The 18953-nt window shown below is 65.5% G+C and carries 15 protein-coding genes; 6 read left to right on the top strand and 9 right to left on the bottom strand.

Annotation, left to right across the window (positions count from 1 at the left end; genetic code table 11):
* Positions 1-231 precede the first annotated feature (231 nt).
* On the top strand, positions 232-1104 hold the full coding sequence (locus ACLQ7E_RS05330) for a hypothetical protein (RefSeq protein WP_411731531.1): 873 nt from the start codon (positions 232-234) through the stop codon (positions 1102-1104).
* Between the two features lie 108 nt (positions 1105-1212).
* Positions 1213-1875 carry a recombination mediator RecR gene (recR, locus tag ACLQ7E_RS05325; RefSeq protein WP_411731530.1) on the top strand — a complete coding sequence of 221 codons (663 nt, stop codon included), beginning with the start codon at positions 1213-1215 and terminating at the stop codon, positions 1873-1875.
* A gap of 28 nt (positions 1876-1903) precedes the next feature.
* Here the strand turns inward: recR and ACLQ7E_RS05320 are convergent, their stop codons facing one another.
* The 5 genes from ACLQ7E_RS05320 to ACLQ7E_RS05300 all read right to left on the bottom strand — a co-directional run bounded on the left by ACLQ7E_RS05320 (position 1904) and on the right by ACLQ7E_RS05300 (position 9195).
* The gene (locus tag ACLQ7E_RS05320) at positions 1904-4396 is read right to left on the bottom strand and encodes a GcvT family protein (protein ID WP_411731529.1); all 2493 of its coding nucleotides are present in this window, start codon (positions 4394-4396) and stop codon (positions 1904-1906) included.
* A 23-nt stretch (positions 4397-4419) separates the two neighbouring features.
* Positions 4420-5313 carry a formyltetrahydrofolate deformylase gene (purU, locus tag ACLQ7E_RS05315; protein WP_411731534.1) on the bottom strand — a complete coding sequence of 298 codons (894 nt, stop codon included), beginning with the start codon at positions 5311-5313 and terminating at the stop codon, positions 4420-4422.
* Between the two features lie 74 nt (positions 5314-5387).
* Complete coding sequence (locus tag ACLQ7E_RS05310; RefSeq protein WP_411731528.1) at positions 5388-7268, bottom strand: BCCT family transporter; 1881 nt, start codon at positions 7266-7268, stop codon at positions 5388-5390.
* A gap of 139 nt (positions 7269-7407) precedes the next feature.
* Complete coding sequence (locus ACLQ7E_RS05305) at positions 7408-7599, bottom strand: Rieske 2Fe-2S domain-containing protein (protein WP_411731533.1); 192 nt, start codon at positions 7597-7599, stop codon at positions 7408-7410.
* 663 nt (positions 7600-8262) lie between these two features.
* A complete protein-coding gene (locus ACLQ7E_RS05300) occupies positions 8263-9195 on the bottom strand; it encodes a LysR family transcriptional regulator (RefSeq protein ID WP_411731527.1) in 933 nt (310 codons plus the stop codon).
* Between the two features lie 162 nt (positions 9196-9357).
* On the opposite strand from ACLQ7E_RS05300, the gene ACLQ7E_RS05295 reads away from it, so the two are divergent.
* The 3 genes from ACLQ7E_RS05295 to fdhA all read left to right on the top strand — a co-directional run bounded on the left by ACLQ7E_RS05295 (position 9358) and on the right by fdhA (position 13500).
* Complete coding sequence (locus tag ACLQ7E_RS05295; protein WP_411731526.1) at positions 9358-10662, top strand: aromatic ring-hydroxylating oxygenase subunit alpha; 1305 nt, start codon at positions 9358-9360, stop codon at positions 10660-10662.
* Between the two features lie 8 nt (positions 10663-10670).
* Entirely contained in the window at positions 10671-12074 is a 1404-nt protein-coding gene (locus ACLQ7E_RS05290) for a ferredoxin reductase (RefSeq protein WP_411731532.1), read from the top strand.
* A 205-nt stretch (positions 12075-12279) separates the two neighbouring features.
* Positions 12280-13500, top strand: a complete 1221-nt coding sequence (gene fdhA / locus ACLQ7E_RS05285) for a formaldehyde dehydrogenase, glutathione-independent (RefSeq protein WP_411731525.1) — start codon at positions 12280-12282, stop codon at positions 13498-13500.
* Between the two features lie 123 nt (positions 13501-13623).
* Here fdhA and ACLQ7E_RS05280 read toward each other — a convergent pair whose 3' ends face one another.
* The 3 genes from ACLQ7E_RS05280 to ACLQ7E_RS05270 form a co-directional block, all read right to left on the bottom strand.
* Complete coding sequence (locus ACLQ7E_RS05280) at positions 13624-14457, bottom strand: IclR family transcriptional regulator (protein WP_411731524.1); 834 nt, start codon at positions 14455-14457, stop codon at positions 13624-13626.
* A gap of 72 nt (positions 14458-14529) precedes the next feature.
* The gene (locus tag ACLQ7E_RS05275; protein ID WP_411731523.1) at positions 14530-15627 is read right to left on the bottom strand and encodes an ABC transporter permease; all 1098 of its coding nucleotides are present in this window, start codon (positions 15625-15627) and stop codon (positions 14530-14532) included.
* Positions 15624-16496 (bottom strand): ABC transporter ATP-binding protein, encoded by an 873-nt coding sequence (locus ACLQ7E_RS05270; RefSeq protein WP_411731522.1) that lies wholly within the window; start codon positions 16494-16496, stop codon positions 15624-15626. Before ACLQ7E_RS05270 ends, ACLQ7E_RS05275 begins: the two co-directional genes overlap by 4 nt.
* A 426-nt stretch (positions 16497-16922) precedes the next feature.
* Here ACLQ7E_RS05270 and ACLQ7E_RS05265 point away from each other — a divergent pair, with 426 nt between their 5' ends.
* Positions 16923-18209 (top strand): aspartate kinase, encoded by a 1287-nt coding sequence (locus ACLQ7E_RS05265; protein WP_411731521.1) that lies wholly within the window; start codon positions 16923-16925, stop codon positions 18207-18209.
* Between the two features lie 124 nt (positions 18210-18333).
* Here the strand turns inward: ACLQ7E_RS05265 and ACLQ7E_RS05260 are convergent.
* Positions 18334-18953, bottom strand: a 620-nt coding sequence (locus tag ACLQ7E_RS05260) for an HNH endonuclease (protein ID WP_411731520.1), incomplete at its 5' end; no start/stop codon positions are given.

The raw sequence follows: 18953 nt of genomic DNA, 5'->3' as shown, positions 1-18953 counted from the left end.
CAGCACACCGCCCCCTCCCCTTCCAGGGCGCCCGCTACCAACCAACCCGGGCACGGCACCGCACTTCTTCCGGCGACCGCGCCGGAAGCGACGACACCTGCCTCCCGGCCAGAGCCAGTAGCACCGGCACCCCCGGCGGAACCGGCGGCACCGCAGCCCGCCGCCCCTCGGCCAGTTGGCCAACACGCCCAACCGCAGGAAGCCCCGCAGCCCGCGGCCCCAAGGCCCATTGTGCAGCCGGCGAAGCAGCCGGAAGCCCGGCAGCCCGCCGCGGATTCCGTGCGCCCTGCCCCTGCGCCCGAGCAGCCCGCCCAGGCAGCAGCATCGGCACCGGAACCGGCACCGGCACCGGCACCGTCGGACGAGGATCCGGGCTTCGGTCCCGAACCCACCTGGGATTCGGAGCCGTGGGACGATGGCGCCGGCGACTGGGATGCCTCCTCCGTTCCCGTGCCCGACTGGGAAGCGGACCTTGGCACAGCCTCGGCGGAGCCTGCCCGCGACAATGGCATGGCGGCACCCGCGCCCGTTGACCGTGAAACCTCGCGGCCGGCCGCGCCGGCGCCGGCGGCCCCCAAGGGCTATGTGGCCCCGGCACCGTCGCTGGGCGTGGCCGATCGTCCGGTGGCCCCGCCTCCCGGCGCGTCCGCCGCGACCTGGGGCATGCCGGTCCCGGCACCGGTCGCCGCGTCCGCCGCGGAACCCGGTGCCCCTGCCGGTCCCGCGGCAGGCGCCAACGGCGGCAAGCTCAGCCGCTACCAGCGGCTGATGAACCGTGCCGCGGGGATCACCGATTCCGGTCCGGCGCATGCGCCCGCCCGGATCACCACGGATCCGGCGGCAGGTGCCTGGGGCAACCCCGACGACGCCCCGGACTTCGCCCGCCCGCGCCCCGTCGCACCAGTTGAAAATCCGCGCCCCCCGGCACCGGCTGCACCCGTAGAATTGGATGACACGGAGTTCGTCCCCAGCGACGACGACATCGCGATCGAGGATTCCTCGCTGATCGGGGTCCCCGCCATCGAGCGCATCCTCAATGGCCGCATCATCGAGGAACGCGACGCCCAGGGCAACGTGATCGAGCGGCCCAACCGGCCGCGCTGACCACACGGCTCCCCCGGGCCGGGATCAAGCGTGGGAGTGGGCGTGTAGTGTCTGCTGCACGGAACCGTAAATGCTCAGGAACAGCAAGATTAGGCAGTGTGAATCCAAGTGTACGAAGGCGCAGTCCAGGAACTGATTGACGAGTTGGGCAGGCTTCCAGGCATCGGCCCCAAGTCGGCCCAGCGCATTGCCTTCCACATCCTCGAGGCGGATCCGGAGGACATGAAGCGCCTGGCCCAGTCCATCTCCGTGGTCAAGGAACGGGTGAAGTTCTGCACCGTGTGCTTCAACGTCTCCGAGTCGGAGACCTGCTCGATCTGCCGCGACGAGCGCCGCGGCGATGACATCATCTGCGTCGTCGAGGAATCCAAGGACGTCATCGCCATCGAGCGCTCGCGCGCCTTCACCGGCAGGTACCACGTGCTCGGCGGGGCCATCAACCCGATCAACGGGATCGGCCCGGAGCAGCTGCACATCCGCGAGCTGATCGCCCGGCTGGGCGACGAGCGCATCACCGAGATCATCCTGGCCACCGACCCCAACCTGGAGGGCGAGGCGACCGCCACGTACCTGGTGCGCACTCTGCGCCCGCTGGGCATCAAGATCAGCCGCCTGGCCTCCGGGCTGCCGGTGGGCGGGGACCTCGAGTACGCCGACGAGGTCACCCTCGCCCGCGCCATCGAGGGCCGCCGCAACACCGCGCCGGCGGCCCCCGCCGCACCCCTGGTGCGCACCCCGCTTCCGTCCCAGGAACCGGTCTCCGCCTCCTGAGCCTTCCGGCGGGCACCGCGCCCTGCACCTAGCCGCGCAGTCGCTCCATCTTCGGGTCGAAGAGCGGATCGGCTGCAACCGTGGCGTCAATCCTGCGGCCGAAGTACTCGATCTGGACCTGGTCCCCCTCCACCGTGGAGGCCGGCAGCCAGGCGTAGGCCAGCGGCGTGCGAACCGTGTAGCCGTAGGCCGCCGAGGTGACGTACCCGGCCGGGGCGCCGTCGAGGTACACGGGCTCCTTGCCCAGCACCATCGATGTCCCGTCGTTCACGGTCAGGCAGCGCAGCGCACGTTCTGAGGGCTTGTTGCGCAAGGCATCGACCGCGTCGGCCCCCACAAACCCCGTCTTGTCCTTGGCAATGGAGAACCCCAGGCCCGATTCGAACGGGTGGTGCCCGGGGGTCACGTCGGTGCCCCAGAGCCGGTAGCCCTTTTCCAGGCGCAGGGAGTTGAACGCCCCGCGCCCGGCGGCGATGATCCCGTGCTCGGCCCCTGCCGCGTAGAGCACGTCCCAGAGCCGCTGCCCGGTCTCGGCGCTCGCGTAGAGTTCCCAGCCGAGCTCGCCCACGTAGGATAGGCGCATCGCGGTGACCGGTATGCCGCCGATGACCACCTCGGCGCTGCGGAAGTACTTCAGCGAGTCGTTGGAGAAGTCGTCCGCGCTGACCTTGGCCATGACCTCGCGGGCCAGCGGCCCCCACATCCCGATGCAGCAGGTGGCACCGGTTATGTCCGCGACGTGCGCCCACGCCCCCGGGTCAGCCTTGGCCTGCCGGTGCGCCTCCACGCTGAAGTAGTCGAAGTCGATGTTTGAGTTCACGCCCAGCTGGAAGCGCTCTTCGCCCAGGCGCGCAATTGTCACGTCCGAACGGATCCCGCCGTCAGCGTTCAGCAACAGGCAGTAGGTGACGGCCCCGGGCTTCTTCGCGATGTTTCCGGTGCTCAGCCGCTGCAGCAGGGCCAGGGCGCCGGGCCCGGTGATCTCCAGGCGCTTGAGCGGGGTCATGTCATACATGGCCACCGCGGTGCGGGTCTTCCAGGCCTCGGCCGCGGAGATCTCCGAATGGAACTGGTTGGACCAGGCATCGCGCGCCGGGGACCGCCATTCATCTGGCAGCGTGTCGAGCAGGTGCCGATTGGCCTCAAAGAAGTGCGGGCGCTCCCAGCCGGCGGATTCCAGGTGGAAGGCACCCAGCTCGTCCTGGCGGGCCCGGAACGGGCTGGAGCGCACGTCGCGCGGGGAGGTGCGCGGCTCGAGCGGGTGGCGGATGTCGTAGATCTCCACGAAGTTCTGCTGGGAGGTCTCGCTGACGTATTCCTTGGTGGTTTGCACCGCTTCGAAGCGGGTCACCTCGCCCTCGTGCAGGGAGATGGAGGACTGTCCGTCGATGAGCAGCTCAGCCACGGCCCGGGCGATCCCGGCCGAGTGGGTCACCCAGACGGCCTCGGCCAGGTAGAAGCCCTCCAGCTCAGGGGCGGCACCCACCAGCGGTCCGCCGTCGGGGGTGAAGGAGAAGATGCCGTTGAAGCCGTCCTCGATCGACCGCTTGCCCAGTGCTGGCAGCAGCGCCCTCGAGTCCTCCCAGGCGGGCAGGAAGTCCTCCAGCGTGAAATCCAGCCGCGAGGGCATTTCGTGCTCGCTCATGTTCTCGGCGGGCACCTTCGCCAGCGTGTCCAGCTCCACCGGCATCGGGCGGTGGGCGTAGGAACCGATGCCGATCCGATCCCCGTGTTCGCGGTAGTACAGGTCCTTGTCCTGGTGGCGCAGGATCGGGAGCGTTGCCCCGTTGGGCCCTGGGTTGCGCCCGGAAAGCTCGGGCAACGCGTCGGTGGTGACGTATTGGTGGGCCAGCGGCAGCAGCGGCACGCTCATCCCGATCATGTCCCCGATGGCCGGGCCCCAGAACCCGGCGCAGGAGACCACGACGTCCGCCTCGATGACCTCGTTCTCCCCAATCCGCACCCCGGTGACCTTGCCGCCGTCCTGCTCGATCCCGGTGACCGTCGTGTCCCCCAGGAACCGCACCCCGGCGGCGGTGGACTTCTCGATGAGCAGCTGCACGGCCCGCGCCGCGGACGCCAACCCGTCAGAGGGAACCAGGAAACCGCCGAGCACCGCAGCCTGGTCCAGCAGCGGGTAGAGCCGCTTGCATTCGGCCGCGTCGATCAGCCGCGATTCGAGTCCCCAGGAGGTGGCGAATCCGTGCCGGCGCGCCAGCTCCTCGAGCCGTGCCGGGGTGGTGGCGATTTCCAGCCCGCCGACCTGGTTGAAGCAGGAGGTGCCGTCCTTTTGCAGGGAAAGCAGCTTTTCGACGGTGTAGCCGGCGAACTCGGTCATCGACTTCGAGGCGTTGGTCTGGAAGACCAGACCCGGGGCGTGGGAGGTGGATCCGCCGGCTAGGTGCAGGGGTCCCTGCTCGATGACGGTGGTGTTGGCCCAGCCGCGGACGGCCAGCTCGTCTGCCAGGTTCGCGCCGACGATGCCGGCCCCGATGATGACGACGCGGGGTGCTTGGTTCATGGAAATGCTCCTTTTCGGGGTGTTTAGCGGAAGACGACGGTGCGGGTGTTGTTGAGCAGGATGCGGTGCTGGCAATGCCAGGTGATGGCCCGGGCGAGCGCCTGGGCTTCGGCATCGCGCCCGATCCGCGCCAGCGCGTCGGCGTCCGGGACGTGGTCCACCCGGAACACCTCCTGTTCGATGATCGGGCCCTCGTCGAGGGATTCGGTGACGTAGTGCGCCGTGGCCCCGACCATCTTCACGCCGCGTGCGTAGGCCTGGTGGTAGGGCTTGGCGCCCTTGAACCCGGGCAGGAACGAGTGGTGGATGTTGATGGCCCGCCCGTGCAGGCGCTTGGTCAGTTCGTTGGAGAGCACCTGCATGTAGCGGGCCAGCACCACCACGTCCGCCCGGTGTTCGGTGATGATCTCCTCGAGCCGCGCCTCGGCGGCGGGCTTGGTGTCGGAGGTGACGGGGACGTGGATGAACGGCAGCCCTGCGGCCTCGGCCATGGGGCGCAGGTCCTCGTGGTTGGAGACCACGCCTACCAGTTCGGCGCCGAGTGTTCCGGTCCGCCAGCGGTAGATCAGGTCGTTGAGGCAGTGTCCGAACTTCGAGACCATGACCAGCACCCGCTGGGCCCGCCCGTCGTGGAAGGCGAATTCCATGTCGAACTCCCCCGCCAGCTTTCCGAAGGCCGCGTCCAGGTCCTCGGCGGTGTCCCGCGGGTCCCCGCCTGCAAGCGCCGTGCGCAGGAAGAGCCTGCCGCCGACGTGGTCGTCGAATTGCTGGTGCTCGGCGATGTCGAATCCGCGGTCATCGAGAAACCCTGTCACTGCCCGCACGATTCCGGGCTTGTCGGGGCAGGAGAGGGTGAGGACGAAGCGGACGCTGCGCGGGTGTGTGGCATCCCGGGTCGCTGCCGGCTCGTGGATCATGGTGGTCATGTTTGCTCCCTTGGCTCGTTGAAAGGTGGATGGCTGGAAGGTGGTGTGTGGATCGTGGAGGTTCATCAGCAGTCTGTGCCTCGGCCCGGACAGCGGTCCCCGGAGGCACAGCCCTCGGTGCAGTCGTGCTTGGTCACCAGCTCGAAGGGCACCCCGCCGTGTTCGTCCACGGCGGTGCGGATGGCCCGTTCAACCACCGAGTCGGCCAGCTTCTTGCGCAGTGCCAGCGGGTCGCGGCGCAGATCCTTGACCAGGGCGATGCACAGGATGAACATGACGATCGCGAAGGGCAATGCCGAGACGATGGTGATGTTTTTCAGGCCGTTCAGTGCCTGCCCGGGGTCGTCCCCGCCGGCCAGCAACATGATGGCGGCAACCGCCCCGGTGAGCACTCCCCAGAACACGATCACGCGCCTGGAGGGTTCCAGCCGCCCGTTGGTGCTCAACGAGCCCATCACGATCGAGGCGGAGTCGGCCCCGGTGACGAAGAAGATTCCGACCAGGACCATGGCCAGGATTGCGATGGCCAGGGTGACACCCGGGGACGCGCCCAGGTGTTGGATCAGGTCGAACATGGCACCCTCGAAGTCGATGGATGGTTCCCCGTCGACCATCGTCACCATCGAGTCGGTGGCCCCGTTGGAGGATTCCGCCTTGAGCTGCACGTCGAAGGCGGCACCGCCGAAGATCGAGAACCAGATGACGGACACCAGGGACGGGATCAGGAGCACGCCGGTGACGAACTGTCGGATGGTGCGGCCGCGGCTGATCCGGGCAATGAACATCCCCACGAACGGCGCCCAGGAAACCCACCATGCCCAATAGAAGATGGTCCAGCCCGACATCCAGGCCCGCACCGACTCGTCTCCGGCCGACTCGGTGCGCGAGGCCATCGAGGGCAGGTCGCGGACGAAGTCGCTGATGGCCGACGGAATCAGGTTGAGGATCAGCAGGGTGGGGCCCAGCACGAAGACGAGCACCGCCAGTAGCAGGGCCAGGACCATGTTGATGTTGGAGAGCCATTGGATGCCCCGGGAGATCCCGGAGACTGCGGAGAGCACGAAGCAGATGGTCAGCACCGTGATGACCGCGACCAGCACCGGGGAGCCGACCTTGCCGACCCAGCCGTTGAATTCGATGCCGCTGGCGATCTGCATGGCCCCGAGGCCCAGCGAGGCGGCGGTGCCGAAGAGCGTGGCGAAGATGGCCAGGATGTTCACGATCTTGCCGGCGGGCCCCTCGACGCGCGGGCCGAACAGGGAAGTGAAGGCCGAGGAGATCAGTTGGCGGCGCCCCAGCCGGAAAGTCGAGTACGCCATCGCGATGCCGACCACCGCGAACATGGCCCAGGGGTGGATGCTCCAGTGGAAGATGGACGTGGCCATGGCCGTCTGGATGGCTTCGGGGGTGCTCCCGTCCACGGTCCCCGGCGGCGGAGAAACATAGTGGTAGAGCGGCTCGGCCACCCCGTAGAAGACCAGCCCGATGCCCATGCCTGCGCTGAACATCATCGAGATCCAGGAGACGGTTCGGAATTCGGGCTTTTCCCCGTCGCGCCCCAGCGGGATGTTCCCGAACCGACCCAGGGCCAGCCAGAGCACGAAAATCACGAAAAACGAGGCCAGCGAGACAAATAACCATCCGGTGTTCTCGGTGACCCAGGACAGCGCCACGTTGGAGGCCGACGAGAGCGATGCGGTGTTGGCCAGCCCCCAGATGACGAAGGCCAGCGCGAAGGCCCCGGTCACGCCGAAGGTGACTTTGTCCAGCCCCTCTGGCAGCCGCGGAATCATCCGGGAGGCCTTCCGCTCCGATTCGCTGTCCTTGAGCTCCTGCAGGATCGCGGTGTCATCGGGTGGTTGGGGCACCGTTTCCGGGTCCTCGGCCAGGTACGCGTCCGTCTCGTCCGGCTCATCGGACAGGAGTTCGTCGGTGTTCACTGCCATGAGGTTTTCCTTTGACTGGGGATGCAAATTGCGTCTTTGGAGCCGCGTGGTGCCGTGGGCTAGGGCGGTGCGACTATTGCGAGGACGCTATCCGGGGTGGGTTGCGCCGGGCGGAAGGTTTAGCAGTTGCGTGGATGCTTCAGTCATGATGACTCCGTAGTCGACGGTGACAGTGTGGACGAACGCGAATGGTCCAGCCGGGGGCCGGCGTGCCACTGGCCTCCATGGTCCTCAAATCAAACGTTGAGGTGTGTAGCGGGCGGTGGACCTCACAGCCCTCCACCCGGCCTTCGGCAAGCGAGGCGTCCTGGTGTGTGCAGGCTTTGCGCATCACTCGTCCAGCCTTGTTCTGTGGTTTGGTGCGGTAGCGAAAAGGTGGAAACTGTTTCGCATCGATCAACAGCAAGCGCCTCGAGCAACAATCGTGGCGCACCTCACAGCCAAAAGTCAAGGGTTCCGTGGCCTAATGAATGGGGCTCGCAGAATGAGATGGATGCCTGTCGGAGAAATGCCCGCGATAGTTAGCGGCCAGCGCGGCGGCACTACGCGGGACTGATGCATCAACCCGGGGGCTCCCTTGGAAACCGGGAGACAAGCCGAGGACATACCGGGCTGGGCGTTCGTGTGGATGCATTTTCACCCACCCTGGCGGAAGCAGGCATCCTGGGGATGGGCGTAGCCGGGGGAATCCGGGCCCCGAAATCTCCGGCATCAACGCCGGTGAATCGGAGGGGTGTGTCCCCGTTGGATCGGTCGCACTTTCCGGACGTTACCGGATTCGAAGGACGACAGCGGTGGCTTGTTGATCAAAAACCCGAACCCCGTTCCTCGGAACCGAGGAACGCGGAATCAGGGCCTGGATCCATGCACGGAGGCAGCCGCACCGGATGTTGCAGAGCGAGGGTCCAATGCCCTCCGAAGCTTGCCGATCTCGGGCACGCCGTACCGTTGGGTCACATGGCCGCCAAAGCAGAGAGCCCATGCTCACGCGGTCTCATAGATCGTCTTTCAGCCGTTCGGTGAGGATTCGTTTCGCCCTGGCCTGCAGGATATCGAGCGATTCCTTAATCAGCGGCGACCCGATGCTGCCCTTGCGCACGGCGGCGACAATTCTGCGCGTGGGCTGTCCCTGCCCCGAGATGCGCAGTCGAGTCACATTTTCCGCGCTTCCCAGAGGCGCCAATCGCGGTAGCAGCCCCACTCCCATTCCCGCGCCGACGAAAGCGATCTGGGTTTCCCACTCGACGGCCTCATGGGCAATCCTCGGAGTCACGCCGACTGCCGTGAAGGCCGCGGTGAACAGGGAATGATAGGTCGACCCCGGGGCCTCGGTGATCCACGGTTCCGTCGCCAGCTCTTCGAGCGTCACCGTTTCCCGCGCGGCTAGCCGATGATCGGAGGGAAGGATCACGTCGAGGGGATCGTTCAGCAGCGTTGTCTGCTCGAAGCGCGGATCTTCTTCAACGTGGGTGTCGGACTGCATGGCCACGATGACCGCCAGGTCGATTCGCTCGGCAACCAACAGGTCGAAGCATCGGGCCGGATTCGCCTCGAGCACCTGCACTTCCAGCAAGGGGCGTGACAATCGCAGAGCCGCGGCCAGCGGCGCGAGCAGCTGGGCGGCCGCGGTGGAAAAGCCGCCGAGCCCAAAATGGGATTGCACCTGGTCGCCGGCCTCCAGCGCCGCGGCCCGCAGTCGCTCCCATTCCGTAATCAGCTTGTCCGAGCCCGCCACAAGAAATCGGCCGGTGGCCGTCAAGCGCACGCCCCTGCCGTCTTTCGTCAGCAACTGCATTCCAAGCACGCGCTGCAGTTCCCGCAACTGCGCGGAGACCGCGGAAGGCGAATAGCCAGTGAGCTCCGCGGTTGCCCCGACGGTGCCGCATCGGGCAAACACTCTGAGCGTGGTGAGGCGTGGATCGATCATGCACATATTGTGCACCATTATCGCCAAAATATTGCGCTTTTATTGCAGATCGCGGATCCCTAATCTCATGAGTAGAACGATTTCGACAGCTCCGGTTACAACGACAGACCCCCGGTCCCCCCCGGACCCGCACACTTAACCATTCCTCCGAGGAGTAAACACATGTCTGCTTCAGTGAACGTGCCACTCAATTCACGCGGCAAACTCGCTTCGTCATTGCCTGCGGAACAGCTGGCAGAGATCACCGAGCTGTTCGAATTCCGACGCAAAGGCCACTCCCTCGACGCGCCGTTCTACACCGACCAGGCGATCTTCAAGATCGACATGCAGGCCATTTTCGGTGAGCACTGGCTCTTTGCAGCAAGTGTTGCAGAGCTCCCGGATCCGGGCGACTACGTGACTGTCGACTACGGACCCTACTCCTTGATCGTCCTGCGCAACGACGACGGCGGCGTGAACGTCCTGCACAACGTGTGCCGCCACCGCGGTGCGCGGGTCTTGACCGAATCCACCGGGACCACAGGCAACCTGGTATGCGGCTACCACTCCTGGACCTACTCCCCCAACGGCGACTTGATCCATGCTTCCGCACCCGGGGAAACGAAATTCGACAAGAGCTGCTTCGGCCTCAAGCGCGCCCACAGCCGCGTGTACGCCGGACTCATCTTCGTTTGCGTTGCGGACGAACCGCCCTCCGATTTCGACGAAACCGCGAAGATCTTCGAGCCCTACCTCGCTCCCCACGACCTGTCGAAGGCGAAGGTCGCCTACCAGCAGAACATCATCGAAGAGGGCAACTGGAAGCTCGTCATGGAGAACAACCGCGAGTGCTACCACTGCGACGGCCACCCGGAGCTAGCCTGCTCCCTCTTTCCCACCTGGGGCCTGACGGAAGGCCTCATCCCGCCTCATCTCGAGGAAGTGTGGGGCCGCAACAAGGAAGCCCAGGCATCGCTCGAAGACCGTTGCCGGCGCTACGACCTCCCCTATGAGGTTGTTGAGGAGCTCGACAACCGCGTGGCGGGAATCCGCATCTCGCGCGAGTCCCTCGATGGCGACGGCGAATCTTTCTCGCCCGACGGACACCGGCTGTCCAAGAAGCTGCTCGGGGATCTGCGCGATTTCCGCCTCGGCCGTTGCTCGATGCACCTGCAGCCCAACAGCTGGTTCCACTTCCTCGGCGACCACGTCATCACGTTCGGCGTATTCCCCGTTAACGAGCACCAAACCCTGGTGCGCACCACCTGGCTGGTGGCCGATGACGCGGTCGAGGGCGACGACTACGACCTGGAGAAGCTCACCCACACCTGGAAGCAGACCAACCTGCAGGACAAGGCGTTCGTGGAGCTGTGCCAGAAGGGCGCGAGCAGCCCTTCCTACGAGCCTGGTCCGTACATGAAGAGCGAATACCAGGTCGAGGCCTTCATCAATTGGTATGTCCAGCGCGTGCAGGAGCACTTGGCGTGATCGAGAGCATGACTGTCACCCCGATCCCGGAAGCCCAGCGCATCCGCGGCCTTGAAATGCCGTGGAACAGGGTCATGGGCACCACCGAGGGACCTGCCGGTGCCGCCCGCGCCCTGGGTCCTTGGCATCCGCAGGAGTTCATGGCCGAATGCGTCGAGACCGTGCCCGAGGTCGGCGGCATGATGACCTTCGTGTTCCGCCGCTCCGACGGCGCGCCGCTGGCGTTCAGGCCGGGCCAGTACCTGAACATCGCATTTCCCGTGAACGGCGAGACCCATGACCCGGTGGACCGCAGCTACTCGCTGTCCAGCTCCCCCACCGAGCCGTGGACCTTCAGCGTCACGGTCAAACGCGATCCCGGCGGCCTGGTCTCGCCGTGGGTGCACGAGAACGTCAAGCCAGGCAAGGTGCTGGAGATGCTCGGACCGGTCGGCGCATTCCATCTCCCCGACGTTGACAGGCGCGCGCGCTACCTTCTGCTGGCCGCGGGCGCCGGCATCACCCCCATCATGTCAATGCTGCGTACCATCCATTCCCTGCCAGGACAGGCCGACGTCGTGGTGCTCTACCACGGTGCCGAGGCCGGCGGCTTTGCGTTCCACCAGGAGCTGGCATACATCGCTGCCGTCGATTCGCGCGTCAAGGTCTTCTACTCCCTGGGAGACCGCAGCAGGCAGGAGGGGTGGGAGGGGCTGACCGGAAGGTTGACCACGGCAATGCTCGACGAGGTGGCCCCCGATGCCAACGGCCGCCAGGTCTATGCCTGCGGCCCCGAGGGTTACCTGAACACCGCCACAGAGCTTCTGAAAAACGTCGGTGTCGATGACACCTCCATCCACATGGAGTTTTTCTCCGGAGACCGCCAGACGATCCTGGAATACCAGGCGGAGATCGCGCTGGCAGTGGACATCGCGGAAGAAATTGCCGAGGAACTCGCAGAATCGGCCGAGGAATACTACGAAAGCCAACCCACCGCGTTCGGGCTCTATGAACCTGGCTACGATGCCGAAGGAACCCTGGAGGCCACGGGCCTGCCGCTCGAAACGGATGACTCGACCGTTCCCGTCCCAGGCTCCCCCGGCGGAGGTTCGACAGTAGGGCCGGAGACCGGTTCCCCCGACGTCTCAACGTTCGACACCGTTGGAACGGGAAGGCTCACCTTGTCCTTCATGCGCACCGGCCTCAACGTGCGCATCGATCCAGAGGAGCACATCCTCGGGGCGGCCAAACGGGCAGGTGTCAGGATTGGCGCCAACTGCCAGGAAGGCATGTGCGGCTCCTGCAAGATAATCAAGTTCTCCGGGGACGTGGAGATGAACCATCAGGGCGGGATCCGGGCACGGGAAATCGAGGCCGGCAAGTTCCTGCCTTGCTGCTCGACCGCCCTGACCGACTTGGTCATCGATGCCTAGCCGCTTCCAACCGCTCGGGGCCGGACAGCCTCAGGTACTGCACAGGTCGGCTTGAAAGCCCTCGTTGCCTTGCAGCCATATGAACTGCACCCATCGTTTTATCCAACCTGCTTCGCGGAAACTGACAATAACTATCTTCATAGGTAGTCTGATGTGATCAGTGTCACCGTGAAGGTTTTGATCGCCAACCCAGAGGAGCCATTCAATGTCAGGTAACAAGGCCGTTGCATACAAGGCGCCGGGGATCGTGGAAATCATCGATACCCCGTTCCCCACTTTTGAACTGCAGGCCGGACCCGGCGTCAATCCCGTCAATGTCGGCCGGAGGGTCCCGCACGGGGTCATCCTGCGCACCGTGAGCACCAACATCTGCGGTTCGGACCAGCACATGGTCCGCGGTCGGACGACCGCCCCGGCCGGTTTGGTCCTGGGGCACGAAATCACCGGGGAAGTCATCGAGACCGGGCCCGACGTGGAGTTCATCAAGGTCGGGGACATCGTCTCGGTTCCCTTCAACATCTCCTGCGGGCGCTGCCGCAACTGCAAGGAGGGGAAGACCGGGATCTGCCTGAACGTCAACCCCGACCGTCCCGGAAGCGCCTACGGCTATGTCGACATGGGCGGCTGGGTCGGCGGCCAGGCGGAGTTCGTCCTGGTCCCGTACGCGGACTGGAACCTCTTGAAGTTCCCGGACAGGGACCAGGCCCTGGAGAAGATCATGGATCTGACCATGCTCTCGGACATCCTCCCGACGGGATTCCATGGAGCGGTCACGGCCGGTGTCGGCGTCGGCTCCACCGTCTATGTTGCCGGGGCCGGTCCTGTGGGGCTCGCCGCGGCGGCCAGCGCCCACTTGCTGGGGGCCGCGGTGGTCATCGTGGGGGACCTCAACGAGGACCGCCTGGCCCAGGCCCGGTCCTTTGGCTGCGAAACCATCAATGTGGCCAATGGCGACCCGGCCGACCAGATCGAGCAGATCCTCGGCGTGCGTGAGGTCGACTGCGGCATTGACGCGGTCGGTTTCGAGGCCCGCGGGCACGGTCACGGGGCCGGGGCGCAGGAAGCGCCGGCAACCGTCCTGAATTCACTGATGGATCTCACCGCCGCCGGTGGATCCCTGGGCATCCCCGGGCTTTATGTCACCGGCGACCCCGGAGCCGTTGACGAGGCGGCCCGGAAGGGAAGCTTGTCCTTGTCCCTGGGCACCGGTTGGGCCAAGTCCCTCTCCATCGCCACCGGCCAGTGCCCGGTCATGAAGTACAACCGCCAGCTGATGATGGCTATCCTGCACGACAAGATCCAGATCGCCAAGGCGGTCAACGCCAAGGCCATTTCGCTCGAGGATGCCCCACGCGGGTACGCGGAATTCGATGCTGGAGCAGCCACGAAGTACGTGCTCAACCCGAACGGGTACCTCAACAACTAGGCTGCGCTTCCCCCGCGGGGTCCAGCCCGGTCGTGCCGAAGGCCATGGCGCGGCCAGGGGTGAGGGCCCGGTTTGGGGCGGCGCGCACCGGCGAAGTGATCGTCGGCGCAGGGGTCCGACGCGTCAGCCGTCGGTGTACCCCAGCGACGCGCTGACCCGCAGCCCGGCCTGCTTGAGTCCCTCGAGCAGGCCGGGCTGCTTTTCGGGGTCGAAGCGGAATGCCGGACCCGAGATGCTGATGGCCCCGACCACCACGCCGAGGTGGTTTCGCACCGGCACCGCAACGGAATTGATGCCCATCTCGAACTCCTCGCGGGCCTGGGCGTAGCCGTTCCTGACGACCTGCAGCAAGTCTTCTTCCAGTGCCGTCCGGGTGCGGATGGTATTGGCCGTGCGCTGGGGCATCCTGGTGGCCTTCAGTATCCGGCCGCGTTCGTCGGCACCCAGGGCCGCCAGCAGGACCTTGCCGCTGGAGGTCGCGTGCAGGGGAGTGAGGCTGCCGAGCCAATCGTAGGTCGCCAGGGTCGAGGGGCCCATCGCCTGGTCCAGGTTCACCGCATATTCCTCGCGCAGCACCGCGAGGTTGACCGTCTCCTTGTAGTCCTCGGCCAGCGCCTCGAGGACCGGGCGGGCCTCGCCCACCAGTGAGAGCCGGCCGGGAATGGAGCTGGCCAGCTTCAGGATGCCGAAGCCCAGCTCGTATTTTCCCCGGTTGGTGTTCTGCTGCACCATGCCGCGGGCCAGCAACGAGCCCAGTAGCCGGGAGGCCGTCGACTTGTGGATCTGGAGTTCCTCGGCCACCTCGCCGACGCCGGAGCTTCCCTCCCGGCCGAGGATTTCCAGGATGGCCAGGGCCCGGTCCACCGATTGGACGCCGCCGGGCACCGCATCGTCGTCGTCCGTTTCCGGGCCGTGTGGTTCATGGACTGCCAAGGGCTTTCCGTCCTTCGTGCTCATCTTTGTGCTTGGTCGTTTTCTCCAGCTTAGGTGCTGGCCGGGCGCGGGCGCCCCCGCCCCGGCCAACCGCCGCTAGGCGATCCGGGTTCCGGAGGCGAGCCTTCCCGCGGGGGTTTTCAGCTTGTTTCGGCCTGCAGCCAGGATGCCGCCGGCCAGCAACACCTGGATTCCGAGCCCCAGCGGCCACAACGGGGCGGGGGTCGGGGGCAGCTCCGTGTTCTTGACCCCGTTCAGGCACGCCATTTGGTATGCGGGGCCCGCCTGCGAATAGCGCACGCCCATGCTGATGGACCCCATGGGTCCGGCGGGCGCGAACATCGAGGGATCTTCCGTCGTCGGGGCCTGCGGTGCGGCATCGGCCACGACGACGAACGGGTTGGCGGCCAGCAGCCAGGTGATGCGTTCGGTGGCGTAGGTTTGCTGCGTGTACGTCCGGGTTTCGCAGGTGTAGTTGTCACCGTCCCACTCGACGTAGGAATTCTCGGCCATGTATTCATCTGGCCAGACCTGGTTGGAGACCTGGACCTCGGTCTTCACCAGCTGCATGCTCAGCCCATAGGCAATCAGGGTACCGATGCCGAGCATCGCCACCAGCAGGTAGGTGATCATGACGGCAAAGAGCGTGCGATTGGCCAGCGCCGAAACCCCAACCCCGAGTGCGCAGACAATGGCCAGCTGAAGGGCGAGCATGCCCAGCAACACCGGGGCCGCCGGCAAGTACACGTCCCCGTAGGTCATTGCCCAGCCGATCAGCGGCAGCGTCACCACCAGGAAACCCAGCGATGCCGCCCACGAGGCCAGCCACTTGCCCCAGAGCAGCTGGCCCGGGGTCAGCAGGGTGTTTTGCAGGATCGCCAGCGTCCCGTTGGCCCGGTCCCCGGTGATCGAGTTGGCGCTCAGCGCCGGGGCGATGAGCATGCCGAAGAACAACACGAAGGCAATGACCAGCTCGAACATCACTTGTCCGGGTCCGAATTCGTCCTGGCCGGCGCTCAGTGCCGCCAGGCCCACGACGGCGGCGACCACAACAAACCAGATGCCCAGCATGATGTACCAGCCGCGATTGCGGACCCGCTGCCGGATTTCCAGACCGAACACTGTGCCGATGCCTGCAAGATAGCCCAGTGCCGGGGCGGATGCCTCAGCACGCGGGGGTGTGGAGATACTCATGGCATTTCATCCTCAAGGCTCAGGTAGGTCTCCTCGAGAAGACCTGAAGACGGGGCGAAGGCGGTAATGGGGATGCCGGCGCCGGCCAGGTTGCCCAGCAGTGCCGCGGCCTGTGCTTCACCGGACAGTTTTACCTTGGCGCCGCCGCCGCCATTTTCCAGGTTCGGGTCATAGGAGGCTTCCAGGCTGTTGGCTTCCAGCCCGCGCCGCAATGCCTGTAGATCAAGGCTGGTTATGGTGTATCCGCGGCCCTGCGTCCCGGCCTCGTCGAGCCTCTGGCTGCGCACGGTTCTTCCCTTGGACAGGAACACTGCCGCATCGGCCATTTCGTCGAGTTCCACCAGGACGTGGGAGCTGATCACCACGGTTTTCCCGCTGTCGGCGAGCTGGCGCAGTAGGGTGCGCAACTGCACGCGCGCTCCCGGGTCAAGCCCACCGGCCGGCTCGTCAAGAAGCAACACCGCTGGATCGTTGATCAGTGCCCTCGCCAGCGAGAGCCGCTGGGCCTGTCCGCGTGAGAGCACCCGCGCCGGGGTGTCCGCCAGCTTCCCGAGGTTCACCACCTCCAGCAGCTCGGCGGCCCGCACCCTGGCCTGCGCCTTGCCGATTCCATAGAGCGCTGCGACGGTGGTGAGGATCTCGCGGCAGGTCAGGCTCTCCCAGAAACCCAAAGTGTCGGGCATCCAGCCAAGGATGGCGCGCACCGCACGGGGGTTGCCCACCGGGTCGATGCCCTGGATCCGGATGTTTCCGGCATCCGGACGCAAAAGCGATGCCAGCATCAGCAATAGCGTGGTCTTGCCGGACCCATTGGGCCCGATCAGCGCGGTCACTTCCCCCGGCGCCGCGTGAAAATCGATGCTTTCCACTGCCAGCACCGATCCAAAGGAACGGGCAAGGCCATGAGCCGTGATTCCAGAATCGAGTTCCCTCTGCAGCCCAGGCATCTTGCCTGGGCCACTAATGACCGTTTCCATGAGTTTCCCAACCGTTAGTTGTTCCAAAGTCCCCGCCCAGTCCTCCCAAGCTACGGAGCCAAACCGAACAAGTCACGCTTTCATCCAATCCGTTACCAAATAGCCGTCTCCGCGCGTCAACCGTCGCCCATCCCTCGCCCAAGGTGACCTCGACGACACACAACCGAGCAAATAGACCAGCCACACCTGCCTTTATGACCTAGAACGGTCACGCATGGGGGTTTTGGTGCATCACAATGGCTAAAATGGAAAAGGCGCCAACCACGACTGCGCCCAGTGAAGTCCCCCTCGTCCCCATCCCATGGAGTGTGCTGACGCATGAGCCTGATTGTCCAGAAATTCGGCGGATCATCCGTTTCAGATGCCGAAGGCATCAAACGTGTTGCCCGTCGGATCATTGACACCAAGTCCGCCGGCCACGATGTCGTCGTGGTGGTTTCCGCCATGGGAGACACCACCGACGAGCTACTCGACCTCGCCGGACAGCTGACCGAAGATGCCCCGGCACGCGAGATGGACATGCTCCTGTCTGCAGGCGAACGCATCTCCATGGCCTTGCTGGCCATGGCCATCGACGGGCTAGGCGCCAAGGCCGCTTCCTTCACCGGCTCGCAGGCCGGCATGTTGACCGATGCCATCCACGGCAAGGCGCGCATCATTGAGGTTTCGCCGCAGCGCGTGCGCCGCGCCATCGACCGCGGCTACGTCGCCATCGTCGCCGGCTTCCAGGGCATGAGCAAGGAATCCAACGACATCACGACCATGGGTCGCGGCGGTTCGGACACTACGGCGGTGGCACTGGCCGCCGCACTGGGTGCCGAAGCATGTGAGATCTACACCGATGTCGATGGCATCTATACCGCCGATCCCCGAGTGGTTCCGACGGCCCGCAAGATCGACACCATTTCCAGTGAGGAGATGTTGGAGATGGCGGCTTCCGGCGCCAAGATCCTGCACCTGCGTTGCGTTGAATATGCGCGTCGTTTTGGGGTTCCGCTTCATGTGCGATCCTCGTTCAGCACCAATGAGGGAACCTGGGTACTACCCAGCCCCGATGACCAGATCAAGATTCAAGAGGGAGAACCCTTGGAACAGCCCATCATTTCCGGTGTCGCCCACGACCGCTCCGAAGCCAAGGTCACCATTGTCGGCGTGCCCGACATCCCGGGCAAGGCCGCCCAGATTTTCCGTGTCATTGCCGGCGCCCATGCCAACATCGACATGATAGTCCAGAATTTTTCGCCCTCCGGTTCGGGCCGCACCGATATTTCCTTCACGCTTCCCATGGTTGATGGCAAGCACGTCAAGGAGGCGCTGCGTTCCGCCCAGGAGGAAATCGGCTTCGAGGACATCTCCTACAACGAGAACGTCGGCAAGCTTTCCCTCATCGGTGCCGGCATGCGTTCGAACCCGGGAGTTTCGTTCACCTTCTTCGAGGCCCTGCACCAGGCCGGCGTGAACGTGGACATGATTTCCACCTCGGAAATCCGCATCTCCATCGTCACCGATGCCAACAAGCTCGACGCCGCGGTGCGTGCGATCCATGCGGCATTCGACTTGGACTCCGAGGACGAGGCAACCGTCTACGGTGGCACCGGCCGCTAAGGAACACACGCCTTAACGCCACGCGGTCCGTGGCACCGAGGCACGCGATTGCGCGTGTCACTGGTGCCACGGACCGTTTTTGGTGGTGGCCGTGGTGGTGCGCTGGTGTGCCCCTGGGGCGCTTTTAGGTGGGGGTGCCGGGCAGGGGCGGAGCGGTGGAGGTGAATTGGACTCCGGTGGGGGTGGTGATCACCAGGGTGTGCCGCCCGCCGGTGTCCAGGACCCGTTCCTCCCAGCCTTCTTGCTCCTTGGTTTGGTTGCAGCTTCGACATCGTCCGGCGCCGTTGGCTTCGCTGGTCGGTCCGCCTCGGCTGTGTTGGACCACGTGGTCGAAGTGCTTGATCGGTGCGTTGCAGTACGGGGTGCGGCAGTACTGGTCGCGGATGCGGATCAGGTCCTTAAGGGTCTTGGGGAATTGCCTGGAGCGCGAGTCCATGGCCACCAGCATCCCGGCGTCGGGGTGGGTGTAGATCCGCTTCAGGGACACCTGCGACCGGTAGCGTTCCCGGTCCGCCGGTTCCCGCCCGCCGACCATGAGCCTGGCCCAGGTGGAGGGAACGGTGCCGTAGCCTTCCAGGTGCGCCGGTTCGCTGTCGCCCTGGAACAGGGTCCTGTCAGTCATCACCAGGCTCAGCATGATCCTGGTGCCCTCGACGCGGGACCTGCCGGTGATCCGGTCCACCGCGACATCGACCATGATCTGGGCCAGGGTCCGTTCATCCCCGGCCGCCTTGAGCTTCTCCG

The organism is Paeniglutamicibacter sp., assembly GCF_046714615.1.
Classification (GTDB): Bacteria; Actinomycetota; Actinomycetes; order Actinomycetales; family Micrococcaceae; genus Paeniglutamicibacter.
This window is presented reverse-complemented; position numbering and strand designations above follow the sequence as displayed.

Coding starts and splice junctions, on each gene's coding strand:
- ACLQ7E_RS05265 (WP_411731521.1), top strand. CDS start 16,923: ATGAGCCTGATTGTCCAGAAATTCGGCGGATCATCCGTTTCAGATGCC.
- ACLQ7E_RS05280 (WP_411731524.1), bottom strand. CDS start 14,457: ATGAGCACGAAGGACGGAAAGCCCTTGGCAGTCCATGAACCACACGGC.
- purU (WP_411731534.1), bottom strand. CDS start 5,313: ATGATCCACGAGCCGGCAGCGACCCGGGATGCCACACACCCGCGCAGC.
- ACLQ7E_RS05305 (WP_411731533.1), bottom strand. CDS start 7,599: ATGCGCAAAGCCTGCACACACCAGGACGCCTCGCTTGCCGAAGGCCGG.
- ACLQ7E_RS05320 (WP_411731529.1), bottom strand. CDS start 4,396: ATGAACCAAGCACCCCGCGTCGTCATCATCGGGGCCGGCATCGTCGGC.
- fdhA (WP_411731525.1), top strand. CDS start 12,280: ATGTCAGGTAACAAGGCCGTTGCATACAAGGCGCCGGGGATCGTGGAA.
- ACLQ7E_RS05295 (WP_411731526.1), top strand. CDS start 9,358: ATGTCTGCTTCAGTGAACGTGCCACTCAATTCACGCGGCAAACTCGCT.
- ACLQ7E_RS05275 (WP_411731523.1), bottom strand. CDS start 15,627: ATGAGTATCTCCACACCCCCGCGTGCTGAGGCATCCGCCCCGGCACTG.
- ACLQ7E_RS05300 (WP_411731527.1), bottom strand. CDS start 9,195: ATGATCGATCCACGCCTCACCACGCTCAGAGTGTTTGCCCGATGCGGC.
- ACLQ7E_RS05310 (WP_411731528.1), bottom strand. CDS start 7,268: ATGGCAGTGAACACCGACGAACTCCTGTCCGATGAGCCGGACGAGACG.
- ACLQ7E_RS05290 (WP_411731532.1), top strand. CDS start 10,671: ATGACTGTCACCCCGATCCCGGAAGCCCAGCGCATCCGCGGCCTTGAA.